The sequence below is a fragment of the Nocardia vaccinii NBRC 15922 genome (assembly GCF_001613305.1).
In the GTDB taxonomy this organism is placed as follows: domain Bacteria; phylum Actinomycetota; class Actinomycetes; order Mycobacteriales; family Mycobacteriaceae; genus Nocardia; species Nocardia vaccinii.
Genome location: NZ_BDCC01000025.1, coordinates 1 through 26009, shown reverse-complemented (window position 1 = coordinate 26009; position 26009 = coordinate 1). Strand labels below are relative to the sequence as shown.

Below are 26009 nucleotides of genomic sequence, written 5' to 3'. Positions count from 1 at the left end.
TAGCCCGGATCGTTGGCGGTCCGGGCTACGTACGGAGCCGTTCGTCAGCGACGGGCGGCCAGGACCAGGGCGAAGCGGTCGTCCGGGTCGGTCCAGATGTGTTCGGTGTCGAATCCGGCGGCCGACAGTTCGGCGCTGATGCCGCCGGGGTGGAATTTGGCGGAGATTTCGGTGCGCATCTGCTCGCCGCGGGTGAAATGGACGGTGAGGCCCAGGTCGGGGACGGTGACGGTCATGTCGCGGGTGGCTTCCAGGCGCATCTCGATCCACTCGTTCTGCGCGTCCCACCGGGCGATGTGGCCGAAAGCCTCGGTGTCGAAATCGGCGTGTAGACGGGAATTCAAGACGTGCAACACATTCCGGTTGAACTCGGCGGTCACTCCGGCGGCGTCGTCATAGGCGGGGACGAGGACGGCCGGGTCGATGACCAGGCCCGCGCCGATCAGCAACTGCTCCCCCGACTCGAGCACCGCGGCCACACCGGCGAGGAATTCCGCGCGTTCGGCGGGGATCAGATTGCCGATGGTGCCGCCGAGGAAGGCGATCATCCGGCGGCCGCCGCGGGGCAGATTGTGCAGCGTATCGGTGAAGTCGCTGACCACGCCGTGCACGGCCAGGCCGGGAAAGTCCGCGCTGATCTCCGCGGCCGCGCCGCGTAGCGCGGATTCCGAGACATCCTGGGGTACATAGGTTTTCAGTGGCCCGGCCGATAGGAGCGCGGACAGCAGCAGGCGGGTCTTGGCCGCCGATCCGGCGCCGAGTTCGACCAGGACCTCGGCCTGCGCGATCCGGGCGATCTCGCCGACGACGCGTTCGAGCAACGCCCGCTCGGTGCGGGTCGGATAGTACTCGGGCAGCCCGGTGATCTCCTCGAACAGTTCGCTGCCGCGAGCATCGTAGAACCACTTGGGCGGCAGCGTTTTCGGGTCCGAGGTCAGCCCGTGCCGCGCGTCCGAGCGCAACGCCTCGGTGAGGTCGGCATCGGTCAGGTGGATTTCCAGCGTCGGTGCGGTCATCGCAGCGCCCTTTCGGCATCTTCGGTATCGAGCGGGACGATCGAGAGGTGGCCGGGCCGCAGCGTCACCAGCTGCCGGTCCGCTACCGTCCGCCAGCGCGGATCGTCGTCGTACGGTTCGGAGGCCACCACCGCGATCTCCTCGGTGACCAGCACCGACAGCGCGTGGTGAACGGTTGTGGCCCAGAGTGTTTCGCCATCACCGAGCAGCAGGTTCAGGCGCGATTCGGGCGACAGGTCCAGCACGGCCCGGATCACCCGTGGCAGGACCGTGGCCGGGTCCGCGACCGACGAGCCGAATTCGCCCGCATCGCCGGACTTCTCCAGCAGATCACGCACGATCACCCACAATGTCGCCGCATCCGTGCGCGATTCGGCCTCGATCAGCGACGGCGAGCCGAATTCCGCCGCCAGCCGGGTGAGTACCGGCTGCCAGTCCGGTATCCGCCCGTTGTGGCTGAACGCCCAGCGCCCGCCGAGGAACGGCGCGCACGCATTGCGTTCCACCGACAGCGAGTTGGTGGCCGAACGCACCGCGCCCAGCACGGCGGTCGAACGCAATTGCGGCAGCACCTCCTCCACCGCCGGATCGGTCCAGATCGCCGCGGCGTTGCGATACCGGCTCACCTCGCCGTCGCCCAACCACCAGGCGACCCCGAAACCGTCGGCGTTGATGGTGCCGCCGCCGCGCATATCGCGCGGGGCCCACGCCTGTTCGTACAGTGAATGCGTACCGCGCGTGAGGATCTCGCCGACCGCCGCGACAGGACCGAGATATCCGATATGACGGCACATCAGCGCTCGTCCGATCGCAGATCGCGAGCGAGCCGGAATCCCGAGAAGATCTGTCGCCGGATCGGGTGATCCCAGTTGCGGAACGTACCGCGGCACGCGACCTCGTCGGTACCGAAGCTGCCGCCCCGCAGCACCCGGTAGTCCCCGCCGAAGAACACCTCGGAGTACTCCCGGTACGGGAACGCCTCGAACCCCGGATACAGCTCGAAACCCGAGGACGTCCACTCCCACACGTCCCCGATCAGCTGATGCACCCCGGCCGGTGACGCCCCCGCCGGATACGCGCCCACATCGGCCGGTTCGAGGTGGCGCTGACCGAGATTGGCGGTGGTCTCGTCGGGATCGGCATCACCCCACGGATACCTGCGCGAGCGGCCGGTGACCGGATCGAAGCGGGCGGCCTTCTCCCATTCCGCCTCGGTGGGCAGCCGCTTACCGGCCCAGGTGGCGTACGCCTGCGCCTCGAACCAGCACACGTGCACCACCGGCTGCCATGGACGCAACGGCGTCATCGTGCCGAAAACCCTTCGCCACCAAGTATTTCCACCATCGCGCTGCCAGAACTGCGGCGCGGTGAGATCCGCCTCGACCCGATGCGCCCAGCCGCGCCCGGACCATAGTTCCGGACGCCGGTAACCGCCGTCCTCGATGAACTCCAGATATTGCGCATTGGTCACCGGCGCGGCATCTATCGCGAATCCGGGCAGGCGCACCGGATGGGCGGGCCGCTCGTTGTCCAACGCCCACGGATCGGTCGAGGTGCCCATCATGAATTCCCCTGCGGGAACGATGATCTCGCCCGATACCGGCACGTCCGCGGCGGGCGCGGGCGCCGCCGAGAGCACCGCGGAGCCGGTGCGCAACTGATGGGTGGCCAGCATCGTCTCGTCGTGCTGTTGTTCGTGCTGGGCGATCATGCCGAAGACGAAACCGCCGGAGGTCAGCCGATCACCGCGAAGATCGCTGTCCGCCAGCACATCCCACACCTTCCCGCGCACGGTACCGGTGTAGTCGCGGGCCTGGTCGGGATTCAGCAGCGGCAGGGCGGGCCGGTCCGCACGCGGATGCTGGAACGCGTCGTAGAGCCGATCGATATCGGCGCGCACCGGCTCCCTCCCGCCGACCTCGCGCACGAGCCACAATTCCTCCTGATTGCCGATATGCGCCAGGTCCCACACCAGCGGGCTCATCAGCCGCGAATGCTGCGCCACCAACTCGGCCTCGTCGACGCAATCGGTGAGCCCGGCGGTACGCTCGCGCGCCCTGGTGAGCACCCGGGCGATCCGCTCGCGTAATCGCTCGGCATCGGCGTGGTCGGTTCCGGAAAGATGAACGGTCATCGAAGAACTCCGAGGGTGAGGTGTGGGTGAAGCGATATCGGCGCGCGAGGGGAGTTCAGCGCGCGGTGGGCACGAGTCCGGCACGACATCGGCGCACCGCGGCGTGCACCGTGTCGACCGCCTCCGGCACCGCGGCGGCCGCGGCGATTTCCATCAGATCGACGGCGGCGGAACGGATTTCGGGATCGGACAGACCGTAACGGGCCGCCTCGAGCCAGCGGTCCGCGACCGGGGCCGCCGCGCGGGTGGCCTCGGCGACCACCTCCGGCGCGGACATCAGCGCCTCGATCACGTGGATCGGCACCGACCAGTCCTGGCCGGGCTGTGCGTCGATATAACGCACCTCGAGATATCCCGCGGCACGCACCGGCGGGAACATCGTGGTCAGGTGATAGTCCAGGTCGGCGGCATCGGGGCGGCGGCCGATCTCATCGTCGAGAGCGCCGCACAGCCAGTCGGCGAAGGTGGCTTCGGGCGGGGCCGCCCAGTCGGCATTCTGTTCCGGCTGCCGCACACACAGCAGCGGAACGTCCAGCACCCAGCGAGCGTAGGCGGTGATCGGATCGGGCCAGTCCAGCACCGGCGGTCTGGTCCGGGCGTGGTCCAGACGCAGCCAGGTGCGCATCCGCTGGGACGCCCACGAACCGGCCGGGGCGTCGTGCAGGTCCGGCGAACAGGCGAAGGCCGCCAGCAGGGCCGGGCCGACGCTGTTGAGCGCGGTCCATCGGGCCGCGATCTCGGTCCGGTCGGCCCCGGCGTCGACGCTGACCTGCGTCGCCGCGGTATTGCACATCATGAGTTTGCCGAACGGGCCGATTCCGGCGAAGGAACGTTCCATGGCCCGATAACGCGGGGACTGCAACACTCGCCGCGGCGGGCGAAGGCCGTCGGCCGCGGCGGAGAACGTTCGGATGGAACGGGATTCGAGCAATCGTTCGAGATGGCGGGCATCGGACCGCAGGCTCGCACAGAGTTCGGCGGCGGATTCGAACGGGGCACTGGAGAGTTCGACCTGCCCGCCGGGTTCGACGGTGACCCGGCTGCCTCCTGGCAGGGGTAGAGCGGGAGATTCGGGCGATAGCGTCGACGGCGCATAGGGGCCCAGTGCCTCCGCGAGCGCCGTCGGCTCGGGACGCGGGGCGGGCGCCGGACACTCACCGGATTCGGTGAGCCACTCGAGTTCGGCGCCGATCAGACAGGGTGGGCCTTGTTTGAAACAGACGCCGCCGATATATGCCTCGGCCGCGGCGCGTGAGGACAAATCCGCCCCCGCTCCGACCGCGGCCCGAACCGCTGTGACTGCCATGTCAACCTCCGCTCCGCCGCGGGCTGTGCTCGCGCCGCGGCAGCCGTGCTGCTCTCAGCTGTGTCGCCGGGTGCCTCATCCGGCCGGGCGAACCTCGGCGGATGCCCGGGTGACTCGTTTCCACCGACCCGAACCAGAGTAGCGGCGGGCACCGACAAGAAATCTGACGAAACGATAACGGGTGCGCGACCACCACGTCCGACCAGCGGAAATCGCCCGGAACCGAACCGGAGAACAATCGCGGATTCGCCCTGCGGCGTGCGCGACGCCCGCGTGCGCCGCGCCGCAATCGGCGAGTTGGCCGCACCTCCGGCGCCCGGCATCTTCTATCGTCGATTGGGTGCTCGATCTGACTCGCCTTCGCGCCGACATCCCGGCCTACGACAACGTCACCTGGCCGACACCGGTCTTCCTGGACAGTGCCGGATCGTCGCTGCCGCCCAGACCGGTGCTCGACGCGGTGACCGGACATCTGCGCCGGGAGACCGAGATCGGCGGATACCGCGCCGCGAACGAGCGGCTGGACGATCTGGAATCGGTCAAGGCCGCGATCGGCACGCTCATCAACGCCGACCCGGCCGGTATCGCGTTGAGCGACAGCGCGACCCGGGCCTGGTCCGATTTCTTCTACGCGGTACCGCTCGCGCCCGGCGACCGCATCCTGATCTCCGAGGCCGACTACGCGAGCAACGCCATCGCGACCCTGCAACGCGCACAGGCCTCGGGCGCGGTCGTCGAGCAGATCCCCAGCGACGAATCCGGTCAGCTCGACCTCGACGCCCTGGCCGCGATGCTCGACGAGCGGGTGAAACTGGTGTCGCTGGTGCACGCGCCGACCAACGGCGGCCTGGTCAACCCGGTCGGAGAGGCGGCCCGGATCGCACACCGGGTGGATGCGCTCGTCCTGCTGGACGCCTGCCAGTCCGCCGGTCAGCTCCCGCTCGACGTGGCCGAACTGGACGTGGACGCGATGTCGGCGACCGGCCGCAAATGGCTGCGCGGACCGCGCGGCACCGGATTCCTGTACGTGCGACCGGAATTGGCCGCGACGATGGAACCGACCCGGCTGGACCTGCACAGCGCCGCGTGGGTGGGCCCGCGCGAATACCGCTTGGCCGCCGACGCCAGTCGCTTCGAATTCTGGGAGTGCGACGTCGCCGCCCGGCTGGGCCTGGGCGCGGCGGTGCGCTACCTGCTCGACCACGGACCCGACGAGGTCTACGCCGCGATCTCGGCCAACGCCGAGCAATTGCGCAAGACCCTCGCGCAGATTCCCGAGGTGACCGTCCGCGACCTCGGCGCCCGGCACAGCGGCATCGTCTCGTTCACCATCGACGGCTGGATCCCGGTGGACATCCGCGATCGGCTGCTCGCCCAGGACATCACGGTCACCGTGAGCCATCGCGGATCCACGCTCCTGGACATGTCCGCCCGCCGGCTGGACTCGGTGGTGCGCGCCTCGCCGCACTGCTTCGTCAGTGCCGACGAACTGGAGCGTTTCACCGAGGCCGTCACCGGGTTGGCCACCGGGCGCTGAGCCGGGCCGGGCCCGGTCAGCGCACCGGTGCGTCGAGCGGGTAGCGAGCGGGCAGGTGCCCGCGATCGCCGACGTGGAAGGCCAGGATCAGATCGTCGGCGACCTGGACCAGCTCATCCCGTCCCTCCACCCGGCCGACCCAGTCCAGCGGCAACGCGGACAGCCCGTGCGCCGCACCGATCAGATTGCCCGCGACCGCTCCGGTGGAATCCGAATCGCCGGAGTGGTTCACCGAAAGTAGCAGCGCCGCACGGGGATCCGCGGTCCGGTCGGCCACCAGGGCGCAGTACACCGCGATCGCGAGACATTCCTCCGCGATCCACCCCGCGCCCACCTTTTCGACGAGTTCGGCGGTGGGCTCACCCTCCTGCGCCACGCCGACCGCGCGTTGCAGCGCCGCCACCGTCTCCTCGGCGCCGGGGCCACCGGTGATCTGAGCGATGCTCTGCTGCACCGCATCTCGCAACGGAATGCCCGCCACCACCCGATCGATCAAGGCGGCGAAGATGCCCGCCGAAAGATAGCCCGTCGGATGGCCGTGCGTGAGCTGAGCGCAGCGCGCGGCCATGGTGAACGCCAGATCGGGACCCAGGCGGGCCAGACCGAACGGTGCGGACCGCATCACCGTCCCACAGCCTTTGGAATCGGCGTTGACCGGCCCCGGCGCGCCCAGCGGACGCGGTTCGCAGTACTCCCGCTCCTGCCGATCCAGCCCGCTCATGCACGCGTTCCCGGGCGAGCGCCGGGCATAGAGGAACGGCTGACTCGCCAGCCAGCCGTCCGGCGCGAGTCCGGGCCCCTCCTGCCGCTGCGTCCGCAGCCAGCGCAGATAGGCGCGCGCCAGCACCGGGGCCGGATCGGCGCCCGGCGGCAGCCGCAACAGCCCCTCCGCGGTGAACAACGTCATCTGGGTGTCGTCGGTGATCTGCTGTGGCGCATCGGGATCGCGCCCGATCGGCAGAAAACCGGTCACCCCCTCCGGCCCGTGGAATTCCCGGATCGCGTCCAGCTCATAGAACTCGATCGGCCACCCCAGCGCGTCACCGACAGCCCCGCCGAGCAGTGACCCACGGACTCGATCCACAAGTTTCGTGTACTCCTGCACGCATCCGATCATGGCAGCCCACCGGCGATCTCACCCGATCAGTCCACAATTCGGTTCTCGCACAACGCAATCGACACAGGTACGCCATACTTCCGCGGTCGTGCGCCCGCGGGCGGCAACTCCGCGGATGAGCGACGTCCGGCACCGGACTCGAATACGAATGTCGCCGAGGGGACTCGACCGGTGACCTCGCGATCGCGATGAGTGCGACCGCCCGGTCAATGCAACTGATTCTGAGCGGCTTCCAGGCCCACGCGCAGGAGGAGTTCGACCGTGTCTGCGGCCTGCTCGACGATGACGGGGAGCTCCTTGCGCTCGGCGCTCGCGAAGGGTTTGAGGACGTAGTCGGCCGGGTCCTGACGGCCCGGCGGGCGGCCGATGCCGAATCGGACGCGCAGGTAGTCCTTGGTGGTCAGGGCGTTGGAGATCGAGCGCAGACCGTTGTGGCCGCCCTCACCACCGCCGCGTTTGAGACGGATGGTGCCGAACGCCAGATCGAGTTCGTCGTGGACGACGATCACCTCGGTCGGCGGAATGGAGAAGAAGCGGGCCAGCGCGGCGACCGGGCGGCCGGAGACGTTCATGAACGAACGCGGCTTGGCCACCAGCACCTTGCGCCCGTCCAGGCGCGCCTCCAGCAGGTCCGCGCCGGACTTCTTGTGCACGGTGAAACGGCCGCCGACGCGCCCGGCGAGCACGTCGGCGACCAGGAAACCCGCATTGTGCCTGGTGCGCTCGTATTCGGGTCCGGGATTACCCAGACCGACCACGAGCGCGGGTCCCGTCGCAGGCTCCGTGGCGGACGTCGGATTCCCGGGCATCTCAGGCGTTCATTTTCGGTCAGGAAAACCGTTGGGGGACAGCCTTACTCGGCGGTCTCGCCCTCTTCCGCGGCCGCTTCCTCGGTGGCCTCGGCGGCCGGGGCGACGATGATGTTCACGATCAGCGCATCGGCCTCGCCGGCCAGCGTGACGCCCTTGGGCAGCGCGATGGAGCCCGCGGTGATCTGGGTGCCCGCCTCGGCGCCCTCGACCGAGACCTCGATCTGCTCCGGAATGTTCAGCGCGTCGGCCTCGACCGACAGGGTGGTGGCCTCCTGGGTGACCAGGGTGCCCGCGGCGGCATCTCCGACCAGCGCGACCAGCACGTCGGTGACGACCTTCTCGCCACGCTTGACGATCAGCAGGTCGGCGTGCTCGATGTAGCGGCGGATCGGGTGCACGACGACCGACTTGGTCAGCGCGAACTGCTTGGTGCCCTCGATCTCCAGGTTCACCACGGCGTTGGTGCCGTGCTCGCGCAGGATGGCGGCGAACGCCTGAGCGTTGATGGCCAGATGTTTGGGAGCCTCACCGTGGCCGTACAGCACGGCCGGGACGTTACCGTCACGGCGGGTGCGGCGTGCGGCGCCCTTGCCGAATTCGGTGCGTACGGTGGCTTCGAGAAGGCTGGTGTCGGACATTGGGGGGACTTCTCCTACGGCTTTCCGGGGCGGGTTTACCTAACTGGCCAGGGGCTGCCCTGGCAAAGGGTCTGCTCGTCGGGCGAAAGACCGAACGAGAACGGCGGAAAAGCCGAGCCGCGTCGATCACGGTGTGTGCACATCTGTGCCTCACACCCTCGCCGAGACAACCCGAAGAGAATAACACGCACGCCGAACACCCCCGAACCGGACCCCGTGCCGTGAACGGTCAACACATCCGCGCGCCGAACGGCGCGTCGTGCACCCGTCACATTACCGTCCCGAGCGCCGATGCACAGGGGTTCGAACCCTCGAATCGAATCCCCGGAACGCCACGCCCGCACATCCGCGCGCCGAAGAGTCGGTGCGCTCCGCCACAGCCCGGCACCTCGCCTGAGAATCGACATACCCGGCCGAGTAATCTGGAGAGGTTGACCACCGCCGAAACAGGAGCCGTCCCGTTGAATTCCCCTTCCCCGAACGCGACCACGTCCGGGCGGTTGGTACAGGAAGTCGCGCGGCGGCGCACCTTCGCGGTGATCTCCCATCCGGACGCGGGTAAATCGACCCTCACCGAGGCGCTCGCCCTGCACGCCAAGGTGATCGCCGAGGCCGGTGCGATCCACGGCAAATCCGGGCGTAAATCCACCGTCTCGGACTGGATGGAGATGGAGAAGGCGCGCGGTATCTCGGTCAGTTCGACCGCGCTGCAATTCGAATACGGCGACTGCGTGATCAACCTCGTCGACACCCCCGGCCACTCGGATTTCTCCGAGGACACCTATCGCGTGCTGACCGCCGTCGACGCCGCGGTCATGCTCATCGACGCCGCCAAAGGCCTCGAGCCGCAGACGCTCAAGCTGTTCCAGGTGTGCCGCCACCGCGGTATTCCGGTGATCACCGTCATCAACAAGTGGGACCGGCCCGGCCGCGCACCGCTGGAACTGCTCGACGAGATCAGCGAGCGGATCGGCCTCACCCCGACCCCGCTGTTCCTCCCGGTCGGCATCGCGGGCGATTTCCGCGGTCTGCTGCGTCGGGGCGAAGAGGGTGCGGCCACCGAATACATCCACTTCACCCGCACGGCCGGTGGTGCGACGATCGCGCCGGAGGAGTCCTACGACGTCGCGCAGGCGAGCGAGCGCGAAGGCGAGGCGTGGACCACCGCGGCCGAGGAGAGCGAACTGCTCTCCGCCACCGGCCAGGACCACGATCAGGAACTGTTCCTGGCCGGGCAGACCTCACCGGTCATCTACGCCTCGGCGATGCTGAACTTCGGGGTGCGCCAGCTCCTGGAAACCCTTGTGTCCCTTGCTCCCCCGCCCGGCCCGCGCGATGACGTGCAGGGCTCGCCCCGGGAGACCACCGATCCGTTCAGCGCGGTGGTGTTCAAGGTGCAGGCCGGCATGGACACCGCGCACCGCGACCGGCTGGCCTTCATGCGCATCGTGTCCGGGGAGTTCGAGCGCGGCATGGTGGTCACGCACGCCCAGACCGGACGCCCGTTCGCGACGAAATACGCGCTGACCGTCTTCGGCCGCGAACGTTCCACGGTGGATACCGCCTATCCGGGCGATGTGGTCGGCCTGGTGAACGCGACCGCGCTCGCACCCGGGCACACGCTGTTCGTGGACAAGAAGGTCGAATTCCCGCCGATCCCGTCCTTCGCGCCGGAACATTTCGCCACATTGCGCGCCCGCAGCGCGGGTAAGTACAAGCAGTTCCGCAAGGCCATCGATCAGCTCGACTCCGAGGGCGTGGTGCAGGTGCTGCGCAACGACACCCGCGGCGACGCCTCCCCGGTGCTGGCCGCGGTCGGTCCCATGCAGTTCGAGGTAGTCACCGCCCGCATGCAGGCCGAATTCACCGTCGAGACGCAACTGGACTTCCTGCCCTACCAGCTGGCCCGCCGCACCGACGCCCAATCCGCGCCCGAACTCGACCGCCAGCGCGGCGTCGAGGTCTTCACCCGCACCGACGGCGCGATCCTGGCGCTGTTCAGCGACAAGTGGCGCCTGCAGTACATCCAGAAGGAAATGCCGGAACTGACCCTGGATCCGCTCGTCGCCACCGCGGATTGATCCTCATCCCATCGTTTCCTCGGGGGCAGCGGAGGATTTCCCGTCGCCGCCCGCGATGCCGCCGGCCTGCGGCTCGTTGCCGATCAGGCCCCAACGGCTCGAGGTGAGGCGGAGGCTGGGCAGGTCCGACAGGGACAGCACCACCTCGTAGGTGCGTTCGTAACCGGTGTGGGCGATGCGCCAGCGGCCGTCCTCACAGCGGACGTAGCGGTCCGAATAGAACGCCGCCCCGCGCAGCAGCATGTTGTGCCCGGGGATGAGCACCGTATCGGCCAGATACCAGGTGCCGGTGGCCTCGTCTCCGTCGACGTCGATCTCCGGATGATCGCAGCGATGTTCGGTGATCACGTGCGGGCCGAGCGTATTGCGCATGAACGCCAGGAACGCGTCACGCGATTCGAACTGCAGGTACTCGCTGTAGGTCGCGGTCGCGTCCGGGACCATGGTGTCGGCGAAATCGTCCCAGGCCTTGGTGTCGAGTGCCCGCAGGTAGCGGAACTTCAGCCGACTGATTGCGGAGACGGCATCGGAGTCCATACCTCAACAATCCCATCCGGACACGGACTTCTGCGTGATTTGGCAGATCTGTACCGAATCGCTATCACGTGTCGGGTGCGAGAGGCTACTTGTCGGTGCGCTGGGTGGGGGTGACCTCTACCGGGAGGGTGAAGCAGGTGCGGCAGAAGTCCTCGCCGAATTCGGTGAGGCGCAAGCTCTTTCGCACGATCTTGGGGACGCGTCCGGCCGCTTTGAGGGCGGTCTCGACGATCGGCTGGACCTCGAGCACCATGTAGCGGCTCAGCAGGACCGGGTCGTCGGAGTTCATCAGCAGGCCGAGGCGGTTGAGGTTGATCAGATAGTGCCGGGAGCGGTCCGGGTAGCGCACGCCGGCCTGTTCGGGCACCGAGGTCAGATCACCGGCCACGAGTTCCGAGCCGATGCCGAGCGGGCGGTTGGTGCGCACGTCCACCGAGGGCTGCGGGCCGTTCTGCGCCATGAAGCGCAGGATCCGGGCCTCGTCGGGGGCGAGCTGATCGAGGATCCGGTCGTAGGCCGGATGGACCTCCTCGGTGAAGTACACATCGGCCGAGCGGGCCAGCAGCGCATCACCGCGACGGCGCAGATCGTCCATGGTGGTGGACCGGACGTAGCCGCCGGCAATGGCCTGCGGCGTATGCCCGTTCGCGGTCGGCACATAGCTGACGATCTCGCGCACCGACCCCTCGGTAACGCCCAGCACGCTGCGGGCGACCGACTGCAGCGCCTGCCCGGCGCGCTCGGCGATCTCGGTGGAGGATTCCCCGTCCAGGGCCGCCTGGGTGATCTGCCGGGTCACCTCGTAGGTGGTGCCAACCGCCCACTGTCCGCCGCGCACCGCCGACCCGGCGGCGAGCCCGGCCGCGCGGAACACTCCGCGGATGAGCCGGGCCTCATTGCTGATCTGTCGCTGCTCCACGTCCGAGGTGCGTTCCACGGAACGGGGGCCCGGGCGGACAACGTCGCGTCCGCTCCTGTCGTCTGCCACGTCCTTCTCCGAAACTCGCCAGGTGAACGAAATCGCTCACAGATTATCGCCGCCACCCGGTCACCGGGTGCCTCGGCCCGGCGGGCCGTGCGAAGAGTACCGGGCAACCACGACGACCGGCTACCCGAAAGTCTCCCACTTCGGACGCCACGGACCACATCCGGCCGCAAATTCGACCATCTCGGTAATTCCGCAGTAAGGTCCCCCATGCCGACGGGTACCTTCGAGTACCGGTGAGGCGGCGATCACCGGTACGGTTCTGCAGGAGGGTGTCGTGCTAGGCAGCTATTTTCATATCCACCCATCCATTCTGCTGGAACTGATCACGATCCCGTTGTTCACGGGAATCATCGGTTACATCACCAACTGGACCGGCGTCCTGATGTTGTTCAAGCCGATCTACTTCCACGGTATTTCGGTGCCGGGCCTCAAATGGCTGTTCCACTTCCTGCCCAAGCGGATTCAGGTTCTGCCGCTCCTGCGCTACGACGGGCGGATGGGCTGGCAGGGCATCGTCCCCTCGCGCGCGGACAAGATGGCGTCCATCGCCGTCGACAAGGGTCTGTCGAAACTGGGCAGCGTCAGCGATTTCTATCGCGAGCTCGAACCCGACGCCCTGGCCGAACACCTGACCACGTTGGCGCAGGAACAGATCCGCGACATCGTCGAGGAAATCGCGATCCGCGAACATCCCCAGCTCTGGTACAACCTGCCCACCCAGGTCCGGGAGGTGGTGCACGAACGGGTGCGGCAGCAATTGCCCGAGGTGCTGCGCGACCTCACCGTCGAACTGGGCGACAATATCGAGCAGCTGCTCGACGTCAAGCAGATGGTGATCCGGTATTTCCAGTCCCGGCCCCAGCTGCTCAACACGGTCTTTCAGGTACTGGGGGCCAAAGAGCTGCGATTCATGCAGAATTTCGGCTTCTACTTCGGCGCTCCCATGGGTGTGGTGCTGGTGGCCATCCTGCATCTGACCGACTGGTCCGCCCTGGTGGTGCTGCCGGTCGGCGGGGTGGTGATCGGCTGGGTGGTGAACTGGATCGGCCTGAACATGATCTTCGCCCCCGCCTATCCGAAGTGGTGGTGCCCGTGGCGGCAGGGTCTGCTGATCAAGCGGCAGTCCGAGATCACCGAGGGTTATGCGGAACTGGTTGCCACCCAGATCATCACGGTCGCCAACGTCGGCGACGAACTGCTGAACGGGCCGCGCGCGGATCGCACCATGCAGGTCCTGGAGGACACCCTGCGCCCGGCCACCGACAAAGCCCTCGGTCCCGCGCGCGGGCCGGTGAAGTTCATGATAGGCAATCGCGACTACGCGACGTTGCAGGACTCCTTCGCCGACAAGGCCAAGAGCCTGGCCCCGGCCGCATTCGCCGATCCGGCCTTCAACGCACAGCAGAGCACCCAGGTCAGCCGGTATATCGCCAAGCAGATGGCGGCACTGTCCCCGCCGAGTTTCGTGGATATGCTGCGGGCGGCGATCAAGCAGGACGAATGGCTTTTGTTCGTCCATGGCGGGGCGCTGGGGCTGCTGGCCGGTTACGCTCATCTTCTGATCTTCGGAACGGAAGTGGCGAGAACATGGCTTTGAGCGACCCCGTGCGCGCCGCGGCCGGGTTGGTACAGGTGGCCGCATCGGCTGCGGCGGAAGCGACCTCGTGGAGCGTGGACACCGCCCGGGACATCACCGGGACCGTCGTGCGCGGCAGCATGGCCGGCCGCCCGCCGCGCGAGCTGCTCAGCGAGGCCGGCGAGCAGATGCGCGAATCGGTCCGGCAGGCGTTGGGCATCTCGGCGCCGCAAGCGGATTCCGGCGCCGGATCGGCCCCGAATCTGCGCGAACGAGGTGCGGAACTGCTCCGGCACTCGGCCCGGGTGCACGGCGGCGAGGGCGACCACCCGGCGTATGCGCGCATCCTGTCCGAGCTCGCGCCCGACGAGGCGCGCATTCTGCGATTCCTCTACCTGGACGGCCCGCAGCCCGCACTGGATGTGCGCACCGGCCGCGCGCTGAGCCCCGGAGCTCAACGGATCGAGATGGGGCTCAACCTGATCGGCGAGGAGGCGGCATTGAACTCCCCCGACCGGACCGCGCACTATCTGACCAATCTGAGTCGTCTGGGCCTGATCGACTTCACCACCGAACCACTCGACAACCCGGCCCGCTACCAGCTGCTCGAGGCCCAGCCGCGAACCCGTACGCTGCTCTCCCGCAGCCGCCCGCGTGCCAAGATCCGTTACTGCAGCATCGTCCTCACCGGATTCGGCGCGGATTTCGTCGGGTGCTGTCTACCCGTGCCGCCGGTGGACAAGGCGCTGTAGCCGCCGGCTGCTCGGGGCGCTGTTGTTCGCGGGGCGCCGGCGGGGACTGCTCAGCCGACTTCGTCGGCGAGTTCGAGCCAGCGCTCCTCGGTCGACTCCTTGTCCGCCTGAACCTGTTTCAGCTCGACGCCGAGGGTGACCAGCTTCTCCGGATCGGTGGCGGCCTCGGCGAGGGCGCCGTGCAGGCGCTGTTCGCGTTCGGTGAGTTTCTCCAGAGCTCGTTCCAGGCGACCGAATTCCTTGCGCGCGGCTCGGTAGGCGGCCGAATCCGTAGCGGGCGCAGGGGAATTCGACGACCCTCCGGTGGAGCCGCTCTGTCCGGGCGCGGGTCGGCCGACCGCGGCGAGCGCCGCACGGCGGCGGAGGTATTCCTCGATGCCGCCGGGCAGGTTGGTGAGTTTTCCGTCACCGAACAGCGCCCAGGTCGAATCGCAGATCCGCTCGATCAGGTAGCGGTCGTGACTGATCACCACCAGCGTGCCCGCCCAGCCGTCGAGCAGATCCTCGAGCTGCTGCAGGGTGTCGATGTCCAGATCGTTGGTGGGCTCGTCGAGCAGCAGCACGTTCGGCTCACCCATCAGGATGCGGGTCAGTTGTAGCCGCCGGCGTTCACCGCCGGACAGATCGCCGACCGGGGTGCGCTGCTTGGCCGGGGTGAAGCCGAGCCGCTCGGCCAGCTGCCCCGCGCTGACCTCCTTGTCGCCCAGCATGATTCGCTCGGCGACCTCGGATACCGCTTCCAGCACACGCATATTCGTCGGCAGGTCGTCGAGTTCCTGACGCAGCCAGCCGATTCGAATGGTCTGCCCCTGGATTCGGCGCCCGGTCGCCGGTTCGGTGTCACCGGCGAGCGCGCGCAACAGCGTGGTCTTGCCCGAACCGTTCACCCCGACCAGGCCGACCCGCTCGCCCGGGGCCAGCCGCCAGGTCAGATCGTGGACCAGTTCGCGGCCGTCGGGCGTGGTCAACGTGGCGTCCTCGAGTTCGATCACCACGCGCCCCAACCGCTTTCGGGCGAACGCGGCCAACTGGACGTTATCGCGCGGTGCGGGCACGTCGGCGATCAACGCCTCCGCGGCCTCCACCCGGTAGCGCGGTTTCGAGGTGCGCGCCTGCGGCCCGCGACGCAACCAGGCCAGTTCCTTGCGGGCCAGGTTGCGACGGCGCGCTTCGGTGGCGTCGGCCTGACGGGCGCGTTCGGCGCGGGCGAAGATCCAGTCGTTGTAGCCGCCCTCGTAGCTTTCCACCTTGCCGCCCACCACTTCCCAGGTGCGGGTGGCGACGGTGTCCAGGAACCAGCGATCGTGTGTGACCACCACGAGCGCGCTGCGCCGGGCGAGCAGATGCTCGGCCAGCCACTGCACACCCTCGACGTCGAGGTGGTTGGTGGGCTCGTCCAGCACCAGCAGATCCAGGTCGCGCACGAGAGCCGCGGCCAGCGCCACGCGACGGCGCTCACCGCCGGAGAGATTGGTGACCGAGGCGTCCATGCCGAGCCCGGCGATGCCGATCCCCTCGATGACGTTGCGGATACGTGGATCGGCGGCCCATTCATGTTCCGCCACAACGGGTTCGCCGTCGGCCGCATCGTCGGCGAGGCCGGCCAGCACCACCTCGCCGACCGTGGCGTCCTCGGGCAGGACCCCGCGTTGGGTGACCACCGCCATCCGCAGCCCGTTCATCCGGCTCACCCGCCCGCTGTCGGGCTGCTCGATGCCGGTCATCACCTCGAGCAACGTCGTCTTACCGCCGCCGTTGAGACCGACGACCCCGATCCGCTCGCCCTCCTGCACACCGAGGGAGACCTGATCCAGCAGCGGCGTGATCCCGAAACTCTTGCCGACCTGTTCCAGGTTGACCAAGTTCACCATGGGCTCGTCCGCCTCTCCGTATTCAGGCCAAACAGTGTGAGTGGCGTGTGATCGATATCGGATCGCCTGCCGCGGTGGCAGCCCGTCCCGGGGCGCTCGGCAAGCTCCTCATGTTCTCACGCCGCCGCGCACGTTCCCGATCTCCCCCCGAACGGTCCGGGGCACCGCGTGCGCGGTCCGAGTGACGCAGATACGAAAGTGGCCCGGAGACAATGCCTCCGAGCCACTTTCACCAGTAGCGGGAACAGGATTTGAACCTGCGACCTCTGGGTTATGAGCCCAGCGAGCTACCGAGCTGCTCCATCCCGCGTCGTGTCTCCAACAGTACACGAGCACGCACGCAAATACCGAATCGCGCGTGGACCAGCACGTATTCACCCGCACCGGATACCGTAGGCGCGCCCATGAGCCATTCGGCGTACGGATCGCACGAGTGCGATCCGTCGCGGGTGAACGAGGCTCGCGCCGGAGAACGGCGCGCGCGAACATGCGCTCAATGCTCCCCGATGATGCGGGCCCCCGGAACCGGGCCGCTCGCGGTGCGCACGCTGCGGCAGACTCCGGCTCCCGACAGTTCGGCGGCCACCTCGATGGCGGCTTCCTCGCTCGCGCACAGGAATGCGCAGGTGGGGCCCGAGCCGGAGACCAGGCCGGCGAGGGCGCCCGCACCCGTGCCCGCGCGGAGGGTGCGGCGCAGGTCGGGTTTCAGGGAGAGCGCGGGGGCCTGCAGATCGTTTCCGAGCAGCGGCGCCAGTTGAGCCGGATCACCGGAGGCCAAGGCCTGCAACAACGCCTGTGGCTCACCCAGGCGGGGCGGATCGCCCTGTTCCCGCAGGCGGTCCAGTTCGCGGAATACCGTCGGCGTGGACAGGCCGTCCCGAGACAGTGCCAACACCCAGTGAAAAGCGCTGCGCGACAACACCGGAAGCAACTTCTCCCCACGACCGCGACCCAGTGCCGTTCCGCCGTACAGGGCGAACGGGACGTCGCTGCCCAATTCGGCGGCCAGCGTCGCCAATTCGTCCCGGGTGAGGCCGACATCCCAGAGTTCGTTCAACCCGACCAGCGCCGCGGCCGCGTCGGCACTGCCGCCCGCCATACCGCCCGCCACCGGGATTCCCTTGCGGATCGCGATCTCCACCAGTGGCGCGCGCCCGGCGCGATGGGCCAGCCGCACCGCGGCCTGCCACACCAGATTCCTCCGATCGGTCGGCACCTGCTCGGCGCCCTCACCGCTCACCCGCACCGAGAGCGACGCGGCTGGAGTGATCTCGATATCGTCACTCAGCGACAGCGCCTGGAAGACGGTCGTGAGCTCGTGATACCCATCGGCACGCAGGTCACCCACCCCGAGGTGCAGGTTCACCTTCGAGGGCGCCCGCACGACCACGGGGCTGGGTACAACAGAAAGCACGAGCCCCAAGCGTAATAGGCGAGGCCGACATGTGCGGTCACAGCGCGGCCGCCAGCGTGCCGCCGCGCCGGTCACACAGCTCGAACCACTTGCATGCAATACCCATAGGGGGTATCTTCGGGAACGTCCGGGTATACCCCCTCACCGTATAATTTCGAAGGAGTCGAGACCATGGCGAGCAGCACCTACACCGTCACCGGGATGACCTGCGGCCACTGCGTGGCGTCGGTACAGAAGGAAATCGGCCGGATCGACGGCGTCACCGGCGTCGAGGTGGACCTGGCCAGCGGACGGGTCCGGGTGGAATCGGCGAATCCGGTCGACCAGGCCGCCGTGGCCGCCGCGGTCGACGAGGCCGGATATCAACTCGCGAGCTGACCGTGTCCCCGGCGGAGCCAGCGGGAAGCAGCACGCGGTGAGAACAATCACGACAGGAGAGCACGACCATGAACGAGGCGCGGCGATGAGCGCACCGGTGTCCGAGCGGTCGATCGAACTGGAGATCGGCGGGATGACGTGCGCCTCCTGCGCGGCCCGGATCGAGAAGAAGCTCAACCGGATCGAGGGCGTCACCGCCTCGGTGAACTACGCCACCGAGAAGGCCATGGTCAGCTTCCCGGACTCGGTGAGCCCGGCGCAACTCATCGAGCGAGTGGTCGACACCGGGTACACCGCCCAGGTGCACGCATCGGTCGATACCGCTGTGCCACAGCAGGATTCGCCACTCTCCCCGGCCGCTCAGCTGCGGAGCCGGCTGCTGCTCACCCTCGCGCCGGCGGTGCCGATCATCGTGCTGGCAATGGTCCCGGCGTTGCAGTTCCGCAACTGGCAATGGCTCTCCCTGGCGCTGGCCGTGCCGGTGGTGTTCTGGGGCGGCGCGGGCTTCCACCGCGCGGCCTGGACGAACGCCCGGCACGGCGCGGCCACCATGGATACGCTGATCTCGCTGGGCACCCTGGCCGCCTTCGGCTGGTCGGTCTACGCCCTGTTCTTCGGCGACGCCGGAATGCCAGGGATGCGGCACGGTTTCAGCCTGGCGGTCGAGCGTGGCGACGCGGCCTCGAACATCTACTTCGAGGTGGCAGCCGGGGTCATCGTATTCCTCTTGGCCGGAAGGTATTTCGAGACCCGCGCCAAGGAGCGCGCCGGGTCCGCGCTGCGGGCGCTGCTGGAGATGGGCGCAAAGGAGGTGTCCGTCCTGCGTCCGGGCGATGCGGGCGGATCAGGCGCCGAAATCCGCGTTCCGGTGGGCGAATTGCGGTCCGGCGAGGTGTTCCTCGTCCGCCCCGGCGAGAAGGTCGCCACCGACGGCGTTGTGGTGGAAGGTAATTCGGCCATCGATATGAGCATACTCACCGGCGAGTCGGTGCCGGTGGAGGTCGCGCCCGGCGATCACGTGGTCGGCGCGACGGTGAACGCGGGCGGCATGCTGACCGTGCGCGCGACCCGCGTCGGCGCGGACACCCAGCTGGCGCAGATGGCCGCGCTGGTCGAGCAGGCACAGACCGGTAAGGCTCCCGTGCAGCGGCTCGCCGACCGCGTCGCCGGGATCTTCGTGCCGATCGTGCTCGCGATCGCCGCGGCCACGCTGATCGCCTGGCTGGTCACCGGCGCACCGGTCGCGGTGGCCTTCGGGGCCGCGGTCGCGGTGTTGATCATCGCCTGCCCGTGTGCGCTCGGACTGGCCACACCCACCGCACTGCTGGTCGGCACCGGCCGGGGCGCGCAGCTGGGTGTGCTGATCAAGGGTCCGCAGGTGCTCGAATCCACGCGGCGGATCGACACCGTCGTACTGGATAAAACCGGCACCGTGACCACCGGCACGATGACGCTCGCCGAGGTGATCGCGGCCGAGGGGACCGATCCCGACGAGCTGCTGACGGTGGCCGCGTCGGTGGAGCACGGCTCCGAACATCCCGTGGCGCGGGCGGTCGTGGCCGGTGCCGCCGATCGTGGGCTGCGCCCTGATCCGGTGCGGCAGTTCGTCGGTCACGGCGGTAAGGGTGTGCAGGGCCTGGTCGGTGAGCGTGCGGTGGTGATCGGTCGCACCGAACTGCTGGACGACTGGTCGATCGCGCTGCCCGAAGCGTTGGCCGACGCCAAGTCCGAGGCCGAAGCGGCCGGGCGGACCGCGATCGTGGTCGCCTGGGACGGCGCGGCCCGCGGCGTACTGGTCATCGCCGACGCGATCAAACCGACCAGCGCCGATGCCATCGCGGATATGCGCGCCCTCGGCCTGACCCCGGTCCTGCTGACCGGCGACAATGCCGCCGCGGCGCGCACGGTCGCCGATCGGGTGGGCATCGAGGAGGTCATCGCCGAGGTCCTGCCCAGCGACAAACTCGATGTGGTGAAGCGGCTGCAGGACAGCGGCAAAGTCGTGGCCATGGTCGGCGACGGCGTCAACGACGCGGCCGCTCTCGCCCAGGCCGATCTGGGCCTGGCCATGGGCACCGGCACCGACGTCGCGATCGAGGCGGGCGATATCACCCTGGTGCGCGGTGACCTGCGGGCCGTCGGCACCGCCATCCGGCTCTCGCGCAGCACCCTGCGCACCATCAAGGGAAACTTGTTCTGGGCCTTCGGTTACAACGTCGCCGCCATCCCGCTGGCCGCCGCCGGTCTGCTCAACCCCATGCTCGCGGGCGCGGCCATGGCGTTGTCCAGCGTCTTCGTGGTCAGCAACAGCCTGCGGCTGCGTCGTTGGCCCCGTGTTTGACGGCCTCCGCCACGCTCCGGCGGGTGCCGTGTTCGATGGCCTCCGCCGCGCTCCGGCGGGTTCGCGGCCCCGAAGGCTCGCTTCGTGCGGGGCCGGGAGACAGCGCACATCACGACTCTCCTGACTGACACGGCAAGAGGGCGGCCGATACTCCGCCCGGCAGTACTCGCCGTTCGATTGCCGAGTGATCAGCTCTGATCAGCGAGGCGGACGAAGGCTGCGGTGTCGAGGGTTTCGCCGCGGGCCGTGGGGGCGATGCCCGCGGCGATCAGACGACGTTCGGCCTCCGCGGGCGAGCCTGCCCAGCCGCCGAGTGCGGCGCGTAACGTCTTGCGCCGCTGGGCGAATGCCGCGTCGACGACCTCGAAGACCCGGGTGCGATGGTCCGCGTCCAGAGACCACGGCGGTTGCGCGAAACGATCGATCCGGACCAGCCCGGACTCGACCTGCGGAACCGGCCAGAACACCTGCCGCCCAACCGATCCCGCCCGGCGGACGGTACCGAAGAAACCGGCCTTCACGCTCGGCACACCGTAGATCCGTGAGCCCGGCTCGGCGGCGAGCCGGTCGGCGACCTCGGCCTGCACCATCACCAGAGCCGTGGTGACACCCGGTAATTCGGCCAGCAGATGCAGCAGGACGGGCACCGCGACGTTGTACGGCAGATTCGCGACCAGCGCGGTCGGCCGCGCGGGCAGGTCCTGTGCGCGCACCCGCAGCGCATCCGCCCGCACCACCGAGAGCCGATCGACCAGCTTCGCTGCCCGATCGGCGACGGTCTCCGGAAGATGTTGCGCCAGAACCGGATCGATCTCCACCGCGACCACGCGGTCCACCACGTCCAGCAGCGCCAGCGTCAGCGAGCCCAGCCCCGGCCCGACCTCGAGTACCACGTCATCGCGCCCGACCCCGGCGGCCGCCACGATCCGCCGCACGGTATTCGCATCGTGCACGAAGTTCTGTCCGAGCTGTTTGGTCGGCCGCACCCCGAACCGCTCCGCCAGCACCCGCACCTCGGCCGGACCGAGCAATCCGGCCTGACCACGAGCGACGACCTCTGATTCGGACACGCCCGTCAACCTATCAAGCCACCCGCCCCACACCCCGCATCCGCCCCGCTCACCGCCGCGGACACGCCACCGCCCACGATGCCCGGCTGCCCACGGCTCCGGGCCCACCGACGACGCTCGGGCAGGGTCGCCCGTAGCCCGACGAGCGATCCGCGAATCAGTTACCGCCGAGCGCGGGTTGATTCGATGTGGGTCGCGAAATCGTTTATCGCGGACCACATCTCGGGGTCGAGCTGGCAATGGCTGCCGCGGCCGACGACCGTCCGGAAGTCGATGCCCCCGGCGGCGAACTGGGCGGCGAGGGTGGCGTGCAGCGGGGCGGGGACCGTGGTGTCGTTCGCGTTGGTCAGCAGCAGGATCGGGGCGTCGTATCCGCTGGTGGGTACGGCCATATAGGAGGCGAGTGCGGTGCGCAGGGCGTCGGTGCTCAACTGGCGGGAGAACAGATCGCCGACCGATACGCCGTCCGCGCGACGCATGATGGCGCCCAGGCACAGATCACCGATACCGTCGACGAGGGTGCGGCCGCGTGGGCTCAGATAGCTGTTCAGGTCGACCTCGGGATGCGTCGCACGCAGCCCGACCAGGATCATGGCGATGAACGCGGTCGTTCCGCTGTCGCTCACCCCCATGACGTTCGAGACCCACGGACCGGCCACGGGCAGCACGGCCTCGAGATCGGATTCCGGATCGAGGGTGATCGTGCCGCGGAAATCCAGCTCGGGCGCATAGGAATGCTGTAGGTGCGCCGCCCCGAGGGCCGCTTGGCCGCCCTGCGATCCGCCGATGACGGCCCAGGTCCGGGACAGCGCCGGATGCGTCGCACGGGCCGCCCGCACCAGATCGATGGTGGCGGTGGCCTCGGTGTTCAGTTGGAGGTACGGGTGCGGACCGGTACGAAAGCGGCCCAGGCCCAGATAATCCGGCGCCACGACCGCGAACCCCCTGGCCAGGAAGTACCGCACGACCCGGTTGTCGTCCTGCTGTCCGGAAGTGCTCGTCACGGTGCTCTGCCCGCCGCAGCCCGGCCCCAGTCCGGAGGTGCCGTGGTCGTAGGCCATGATCGGCCAGCCGCCCGCCGGTGCGCGGCCGGGCGGGACGAACAGCGCACCGCTGGCCCGCCGCGACGTCCCGTCCGACCCGGTCATCCAGTAGTCGACGACCGAACCGCCGGGAATGCCGCGCCAGTCCGCGGCCTGCGGAAGAACGTCGATGACGCTGCCCGGCACGGCGGCGGCCGCGGGTGCGGCCATCGTCCACACGGCACTCACCGCGACCGCGCCCGCCACAACCAGCCGTACCCAACGCCGCCACCGCATCCGAATCCCTCACCGTCGCACCGGATAAAGTCCGGGCGATCGTAGCGATCGCCGGTACGAAGCCATCGGGAAAGTCGCGGCGTGTCGTTTCGGTGCATTGACTCAGACTGATACGGGTTCTAGTTTTCTGACTGATCGCATCGAAAACGATGCGGCTCACCCGTGGTCGAGAGGTTGGCACACAATGCAGCGCAGGCATGAGGGACGTCGGATTCTCGTCACGGGTGCGGGTTCGGGTATCGGACGGGGCGTCGCACTGCGACTGCTCGCCGAGGGCGCCACGCTGGTGGCGGCCGACATCGCCGAGACCGGTCTGAAGGAAACCGCGGAGGGGGCTGCGGCCGCCGATCGCGATCGGCTGCACACCATCCGCATCGACATCGCCGATCCCGAATCGGTCCGCGCGGGCTGCGCATCGGCGCTGGACATCCTCGACGGGATCGACGTGCTGGTCAACGCCGCGGGCATCATGCGCAGCGCACACACCCACGAGATGCCGCTCGAGGAGTGGAATCGGGTCATCGGCGTGAACCTCACCGGCACCTTCCTGATGTGCCGGGCGGTGCTGCCGCGGCTGATCGAGGCCGACCACCCGGTGATCGTGAACTTCTCCTCCACCGCGGCCTTCGGCTCGAATCCCTACATGGCCGCCTATTCCGCCTCGAAGGGCGGCGTCAACGCGCTGACCCACTCGCTGGCACTGGAGTACGTCAAACACGGCCTGCGCGCGGTGAACATCGTCCCCGGCGGCATCAACACCGGCATCACCTCGGGCCTGCAACTGCCCCCCGACGCCGACTGGAACCTGATGGCCCGCCTCACCGGCTGGCTCAACAACGGCGCCCTCGGCGACCCGAAGGACATCGCGGGCGTCGTCGCCATGGTCGCCTCCGAAGAAGGCCGCTACATCACCGGCAGCGAGATCCGCGTCGACGGAGGAGCTTTGATGTAATCACCCGATTCCCAGGCGGCTGGTGCAGGTGGGCCAGGCGCCCCAGCCCTGACGGGCGCGGGTCTTCTCGGCGATGGCGATCTGCTCGTTGCGGGTCGCCAGGTCGGGGCGGGGGGCGTATTTCAGGCCGCCCTGGCGTGCCCAGGTGTTCTGATCGAATTGCACGCCGCCGAAGTAGCCGTTGCCGGTATTGATCGCCCAGTTGCCGCCGGATTCGCATTTGGCCAGCGCGTCCCAGATCGCGCCGTCGCGGACCGGCGGGACCTCGGTGCCGGGTTTGGCGCCCTTGCGGACGGTCTTGGGCTGCGCCGGGACGACGACCGTGCTGGAAACCTGATTCTTCCCCGCGACGACGCCGTTCACGATGGACACCGCATACGTCACGTCCTGCACACCGGGCTTGCCGGGATTCTCCACGACCTTGCGATCCATATTCATGGTCACGTCGTCGACGTCCTTCTCCGTCGGCGGCAACGGCACCCGTTCGACGCGGTTCACGACCCGCTTGCGGGTGACGGTGATGTTCATCCCGTCGGTCAGCGGGGTGCTCGCGGCCGGCTGCACCGAATCCTGATCGACCAGCGGCACACCCTGGACCTGCAGCAACTGACCGACCGTCGGAGCGGCGAGCCGCACATACTTCGCCTTGCGGCCGTTGTCGGCGAGCAGCACGGTGTGCGGGCTGGTGATCGAGAGCGTCCCACCGGTCAGCGGTAGCGAGCTCGGGCGGGATGGCGAGACGAATACGTCGTTCGGAATCTTCAGCTGGGACAACGCATCGGAGACGGTGTTGGCGGTGGTCCACGCGGTCTGCGGGGTGCCGTCGACCACCATGTCGACCTGACGTCCGCGATCGAAGGTGATGGTGGCGCCATTCGCGACGGTGGCGGCGGCGGCCGGGGTCACCACATCGTGGCCACCGATCCGGTAGCCCGCGGATTTCAGCACACCACGCACGCTGCCCGCCATGGTCGTCAACGTCGTCGCCTGTCCGTCGACGACGATGGTGATCGTCTTACGGTCGATGATGGCCAGAGCCGCACCCAGGATCAACGTGATCAACAGCGCGGCGATCGCCGTGTAGAGCATCGGCGATCGTGACGAGTTGATCCGCGCTAGTGCGGACATCCGAAGCTCCGGCATGGTCACAATACGATAACGAGCAGGTCAGGGCCGGGCCACCACAAGTGGCGGACCAGGCGATTTCCAGATCACGAAGCAATATCGACAACGCTGGGATGTAACAGGTGTCGCAATCGTAGTGACACCGGACACAATCGCGCATCTCGAGGCGTGTCGGTGTGACAAATCCCACTGGTCGTGCTGTAGCGATCAGGCCCCGATGCGATAGAGGCGTTCGGCGTTCGCCGTGGTCTGCCGGGCCAGCTCGATCGGATCCTGCCCGCGCGCCTCGGCCAGCGCGCGCACGGTGTAGGGCAGGCAATAGGGCTCGTTCGGAGCGCCGCGGAACGGGTGCGGAGTCAGGTACGGCGCATCGGTCTCGACCAGGATCTGCTCATCGGGCACGAGCTTGGCGGCCTCGCGCAACTCGCGCGCGTTCTTGAAGCTGACCGTGCCGGAGAAGGACAGTACATACCCCTCCTCCACGCAGGCCAAGGCCATATTCGCGTCCGAGGAGAAGCAGTGGAAGATCACCGTCTCGGGAGCGCCCTCGTCCAGCAGCACCGCCAGCAGGTCGTGATCGGCCTCGCGATTGTGGATCATGAGCGGTTTGCCGAGCCGTTTGGCCAGGTCGATATGCCAGCGGAAACCCTCGACCTGCTCCTCGATCCCGGCGCAGCCGTCGAGTTTGCCGGGCCAGTAGTAGTCCAGGCCGGTCTCCCCGACCGCGACGACGCGAGGATCGGCGGCCAGCGTCTCGAGTTCGCGCCTGGCCGCGTCGTCCAGGGCGTTCGCGCGGGTCGGATGCAGCGCCACCGCCGCGTACACCCGTGGATCCCAGTGCGCGGCACGTACCGCGAAGCGCGCGGCATCGAGGTCGTCGGCGATCGTGACGACCCGCCCGACGCCGACCGCGGCGGCCCGATCCACCATGGCGGCAACCGATTCCGCATCGGTCGCACCGCACGCGTCGAGATGGGTGTGCGCGTCCACCAGCGGGGAGAGCGGTTCGGGTGGTTCGGGTGCGGGGCGGCGGCTAGGCATGAGC

The 26009-nt window shown here is 68.4% G+C and carries 22 protein-coding genes and 1 tRNA gene; 7 read left to right on the top strand and 16 right to left on the bottom strand.

Translation table 11 applies throughout. The features are described from left to right. Positions 1-44: 44 nt before the first annotated feature. From egtD to egtA, 4 genes are read right to left on the bottom strand one after another with little or no spacing between them, the layout of a single operon-like run. Positions 45-1016 carry an L-histidine N(alpha)-methyltransferase gene (gene egtD / locus NV1_RS18015; protein ID WP_067892744.1) on the bottom strand — a complete coding sequence of 324 codons (972 nt, stop codon included), beginning with the start codon at positions 1014-1016 and terminating at the stop codon, positions 45-47. Then, on the bottom strand, positions 1013-1810 hold the full coding sequence (egtC, locus tag NV1_RS18010; RefSeq protein WP_067892742.1) for an ergothioneine biosynthesis protein EgtC: 798 nt from the start codon (positions 1808-1810) through the stop codon (positions 1013-1015). Before egtC ends, egtD begins: the two co-directional genes overlap by 4 nt. Next, on the bottom strand, positions 1810-3150 hold the full coding sequence (egtB, locus tag NV1_RS18005; protein ID WP_067892740.1) for an ergothioneine biosynthesis protein EgtB: 1341 nt from the start codon (positions 3148-3150) through the stop codon (positions 1810-1812). Before egtB ends, egtC begins: the two co-directional genes overlap by 1 nt. 55 nt (positions 3151-3205) lie before the next feature. After that, on the bottom strand, positions 3206-4456 hold the full coding sequence (gene egtA / locus NV1_RS18000; protein WP_067892737.1) for an ergothioneine biosynthesis glutamate--cysteine ligase EgtA: 1251 nt from the start codon (positions 4454-4456) through the stop codon (positions 3206-3208). A 340-nt stretch (positions 4457-4796) separates the two neighbouring features. Between egtA and NV1_RS17995 the strand changes: the two genes are divergently transcribed. After that, entirely contained in the window at positions 4797-5993 is a 1197-nt protein-coding gene (locus NV1_RS17995) for an aminotransferase class V-fold PLP-dependent enzyme (RefSeq protein WP_067892735.1), read from the top strand. A gap of 16 nt (positions 5994-6009) precedes the next feature. Here NV1_RS17995 and NV1_RS17990 read toward each other — a convergent pair whose 3' ends face one another. The 3 genes from NV1_RS17990 to NV1_RS17980 form a co-directional block, all read right to left on the bottom strand. Further along, entirely contained in the window at positions 6010-7098 is a 1089-nt protein-coding gene (locus NV1_RS17990) for an ADP-ribosylglycohydrolase family protein (RefSeq protein ID WP_218027077.1), read from the bottom strand. A gap of 218 nt (positions 7099-7316) precedes the next feature. Continuing rightward, positions 7317-7919, bottom strand: a complete 603-nt coding sequence (gene pth / locus NV1_RS17985) for an aminoacyl-tRNA hydrolase (RefSeq protein ID WP_067892731.1) — start codon at positions 7917-7919, stop codon at positions 7317-7319. 44 nt (positions 7920-7963) lie between these two features. Continuing rightward, on the bottom strand, positions 7964-8560 hold the full coding sequence (locus NV1_RS17980) for a 50S ribosomal protein L25/general stress protein Ctc (protein WP_067892728.1): 597 nt from the start codon (positions 8558-8560) through the stop codon (positions 7964-7966). A gap of 461 nt (positions 8561-9021) precedes the next feature. On the opposite strand from NV1_RS17980, the gene NV1_RS17975 reads away from it, so the two are divergent. Then, a complete protein-coding gene (locus tag NV1_RS17975) occupies positions 9022-10641 on the top strand; it encodes a peptide chain release factor 3 (protein WP_067892784.1) in 1620 nt (539 codons plus the stop codon). Positions 10642-10644: 3 nt separating this feature from the next. Here the strand turns inward: NV1_RS17975 and NV1_RS17970 are convergent, their stop codons facing one another. Both NV1_RS17970 and NV1_RS45735 read right to left on the bottom strand, forming a co-directional pair. Next, complete coding sequence (locus NV1_RS17970; protein WP_067892726.1) at positions 10645-11178, bottom strand: nuclear transport factor 2 family protein; 534 nt, start codon at positions 11176-11178, stop codon at positions 10645-10647. An 85-nt stretch (positions 11179-11263) separates the two neighbouring features. Then, a complete protein-coding gene (locus NV1_RS45735; RefSeq protein ID WP_084525492.1) occupies positions 11264-12166 on the bottom strand; it encodes an Abi-alpha family protein in 903 nt (300 codons plus the stop codon). 274 nt (positions 12167-12440) lie between these two features. Here NV1_RS45735 and NV1_RS17960 point away from each other — a divergent pair, with 274 nt between their 5' ends. Together NV1_RS17960 and NV1_RS17955 are read left to right on the top strand one after the other, a co-directional pair. Beyond that, a complete protein-coding gene (locus NV1_RS17960) occupies positions 12441-13763 on the top strand; it encodes a DUF445 domain-containing protein (RefSeq protein ID WP_067892721.1) in 1323 nt (440 codons plus the stop codon). Next, positions 13754-14494: an Abi-alpha family protein gene (locus NV1_RS17955; protein ID WP_067892719.1), complete on the top strand. Its 741-nt coding sequence runs from the start codon at positions 13754-13756 to the stop codon at positions 14492-14494. Before NV1_RS17960 ends, NV1_RS17955 begins: the two co-directional genes overlap by 10 nt. A 50-nt stretch (positions 14495-14544) precedes the next feature. Here NV1_RS17955 and NV1_RS17950 read toward each other — a convergent pair whose 3' ends face one another. The 3 genes from NV1_RS17950 to NV1_RS17940 form a co-directional block, all read right to left on the bottom strand. Beyond that, positions 14545-16365: an ABC-F family ATP-binding cassette domain-containing protein gene (locus NV1_RS17950; RefSeq protein ID WP_067892717.1), complete on the bottom strand. Its 1821-nt coding sequence runs from the start codon at positions 16363-16365 to the stop codon at positions 14545-14547. Positions 16366-16601: 236 nt separating this feature from the next. Next, a tRNA-Met gene (locus NV1_RS17945) sits at positions 16602-16675 on the bottom strand. 183 nt (positions 16676-16858) lie between these two features. Beyond that, a complete protein-coding gene (locus NV1_RS17940) occupies positions 16859-17779 on the bottom strand; it encodes a 4-(cytidine 5'-diphospho)-2-C-methyl-D-erythritol kinase (RefSeq protein WP_067892715.1) in 921 nt (306 codons plus the stop codon). Positions 17780-17950: 171 nt separating this feature from the next. On the opposite strand from NV1_RS17940, the gene NV1_RS17935 reads away from it, so the two are divergent. Both NV1_RS17935 and NV1_RS17930 read left to right on the top strand, forming a co-directional pair. After that, the gene (locus NV1_RS17935; protein ID WP_067892713.1) at positions 17951-18157 is read left to right on the top strand and encodes a heavy-metal-associated domain-containing protein; all 207 of its coding nucleotides are present in this window, start codon (positions 17951-17953) and stop codon (positions 18155-18157) included. 85 nt (positions 18158-18242) lie between these two features. Then, complete coding sequence (locus NV1_RS17930) at positions 18243-20498, top strand: heavy metal translocating P-type ATPase (RefSeq protein ID WP_067892711.1); 2256 nt, start codon at positions 18243-18245, stop codon at positions 20496-20498. A 188-nt stretch (positions 20499-20686) separates the two neighbouring features. Here NV1_RS17930 and rsmA read toward each other — a convergent pair whose 3' ends face one another. Further along, positions 20687-21568 (bottom strand): 16S rRNA (adenine(1518)-N(6)/adenine(1519)-N(6))-dimethyltransferase RsmA, encoded by an 882-nt coding sequence (gene rsmA / locus NV1_RS17925; protein ID WP_067892708.1) that lies wholly within the window; start codon positions 21566-21568, stop codon positions 20687-20689. Positions 21569-21729: 161 nt separating this feature from the next. Continuing rightward, complete coding sequence (locus tag NV1_RS17920; protein WP_067892706.1) at positions 21730-22887, bottom strand: alpha/beta fold hydrolase; 1158 nt, start codon at positions 22885-22887, stop codon at positions 21730-21732. A 184-nt stretch (positions 22888-23071) separates the two neighbouring features. Between NV1_RS17920 and NV1_RS17915 the strand changes: the two genes are divergently transcribed. Next, entirely contained in the window at positions 23072-23839 is a 768-nt protein-coding gene (locus NV1_RS17915) for an SDR family NAD(P)-dependent oxidoreductase (RefSeq protein ID WP_067892704.1), read from the top strand. On the opposite strand, the gene NV1_RS17910 is transcribed toward NV1_RS17915, so the two are convergent. Next, positions 23840-24967 carry a resuscitation-promoting factor gene (locus NV1_RS17910; RefSeq protein WP_067892702.1) on the bottom strand — a complete coding sequence of 376 codons (1128 nt, stop codon included), beginning with the start codon at positions 24965-24967 and terminating at the stop codon, positions 23840-23842. It lies immediately after the preceding gene. A 204-nt stretch (positions 24968-25171) separates the two neighbouring features. Beyond that, positions 25172-26005 (bottom strand): TatD family hydrolase, encoded by an 834-nt coding sequence (locus NV1_RS17905; protein WP_067892782.1) that lies wholly within the window; start codon positions 26003-26005, stop codon positions 25172-25174. Positions 26006-26009 lie beyond the last annotated feature (4 nt).

Bases quoted from the DNA above. Each gene is read 5' to 3' on its own strand.
- egtD (WP_067892744.1), bottom strand. From the start codon at position 1,016: ATGACCGCACCGACGCTGGAAATCCACCTGACCGATGCCGACCTCACC.
- egtC (WP_067892742.1), bottom strand. From the start codon at position 1,810: ATGTGCCGTCATATCGGATATCTCGGTCCTGTCGCGGCGGTCGGCGAG.
- egtB (WP_067892740.1), bottom strand. From the start codon at position 3,150: ATGACCGTTCATCTTTCCGGAACCGACCACGCCGATGCCGAGCGATTA.
- egtA (WP_067892737.1), bottom strand. From the start codon at position 4,456: ATGGCAGTCACAGCGGTTCGGGCCGCGGTCGGAGCGGGGGCGGATTTG.
- pth (WP_067892731.1), bottom strand. From the start codon at position 7,919: ATGCCCGGGAATCCGACGTCCGCCACGGAGCCTGCGACGGGACCCGCG.
- NV1_RS17980 (WP_067892728.1), bottom strand. From the start codon at position 8,560: ATGTCCGACACCAGCCTTCTCGAAGCCACCGTACGCACCGAATTCGGC.
- NV1_RS17970 (WP_067892726.1), bottom strand. From the start codon at position 11,178: ATGGACTCCGATGCCGTCTCCGCAATCAGTCGGCTGAAGTTCCGCTAC.
- NV1_RS17955 (WP_067892719.1), top strand. From the start codon at position 13,754: ATGGCTTTGAGCGACCCCGTGCGCGCCGCGGCCGGGTTGGTACAGGTG.
- NV1_RS17950 (WP_067892717.1), bottom strand. From the start codon at position 16,365: ATGGTGAACTTGGTCAACCTGGAACAGGTCGGCAAGAGTTTCGGGATC.
- NV1_RS17935 (WP_067892713.1), top strand. From the start codon at position 17,951: ATGGCGAGCAGCACCTACACCGTCACCGGGATGACCTGCGGCCACTGC.
- NV1_RS17930 (WP_067892711.1), top strand. From the start codon at position 18,243: ATGAGCGCACCGGTGTCCGAGCGGTCGATCGAACTGGAGATCGGCGGG.
- NV1_RS17920 (WP_067892706.1), bottom strand. From the start codon at position 22,887: ATGCGGTGGCGGCGTTGGGTACGGCTGGTTGTGGCGGGCGCGGTCGCG.
- NV1_RS17915 (WP_067892704.1), top strand. From the start codon at position 23,072: ATGCAGCGCAGGCATGAGGGACGTCGGATTCTCGTCACGGGTGCGGGT.
- NV1_RS17910 (WP_067892702.1), bottom strand. From the start codon at position 24,967: ATGTCCGCACTAGCGCGGATCAACTCGTCACGATCGCCGATGCTCTAC.
- NV1_RS17905 (WP_067892782.1), bottom strand. From the start codon at position 26,005: ATGCCTAGCCGCCGCCCCGCACCCGAACCACCCGAACCGCTCTCCCCG.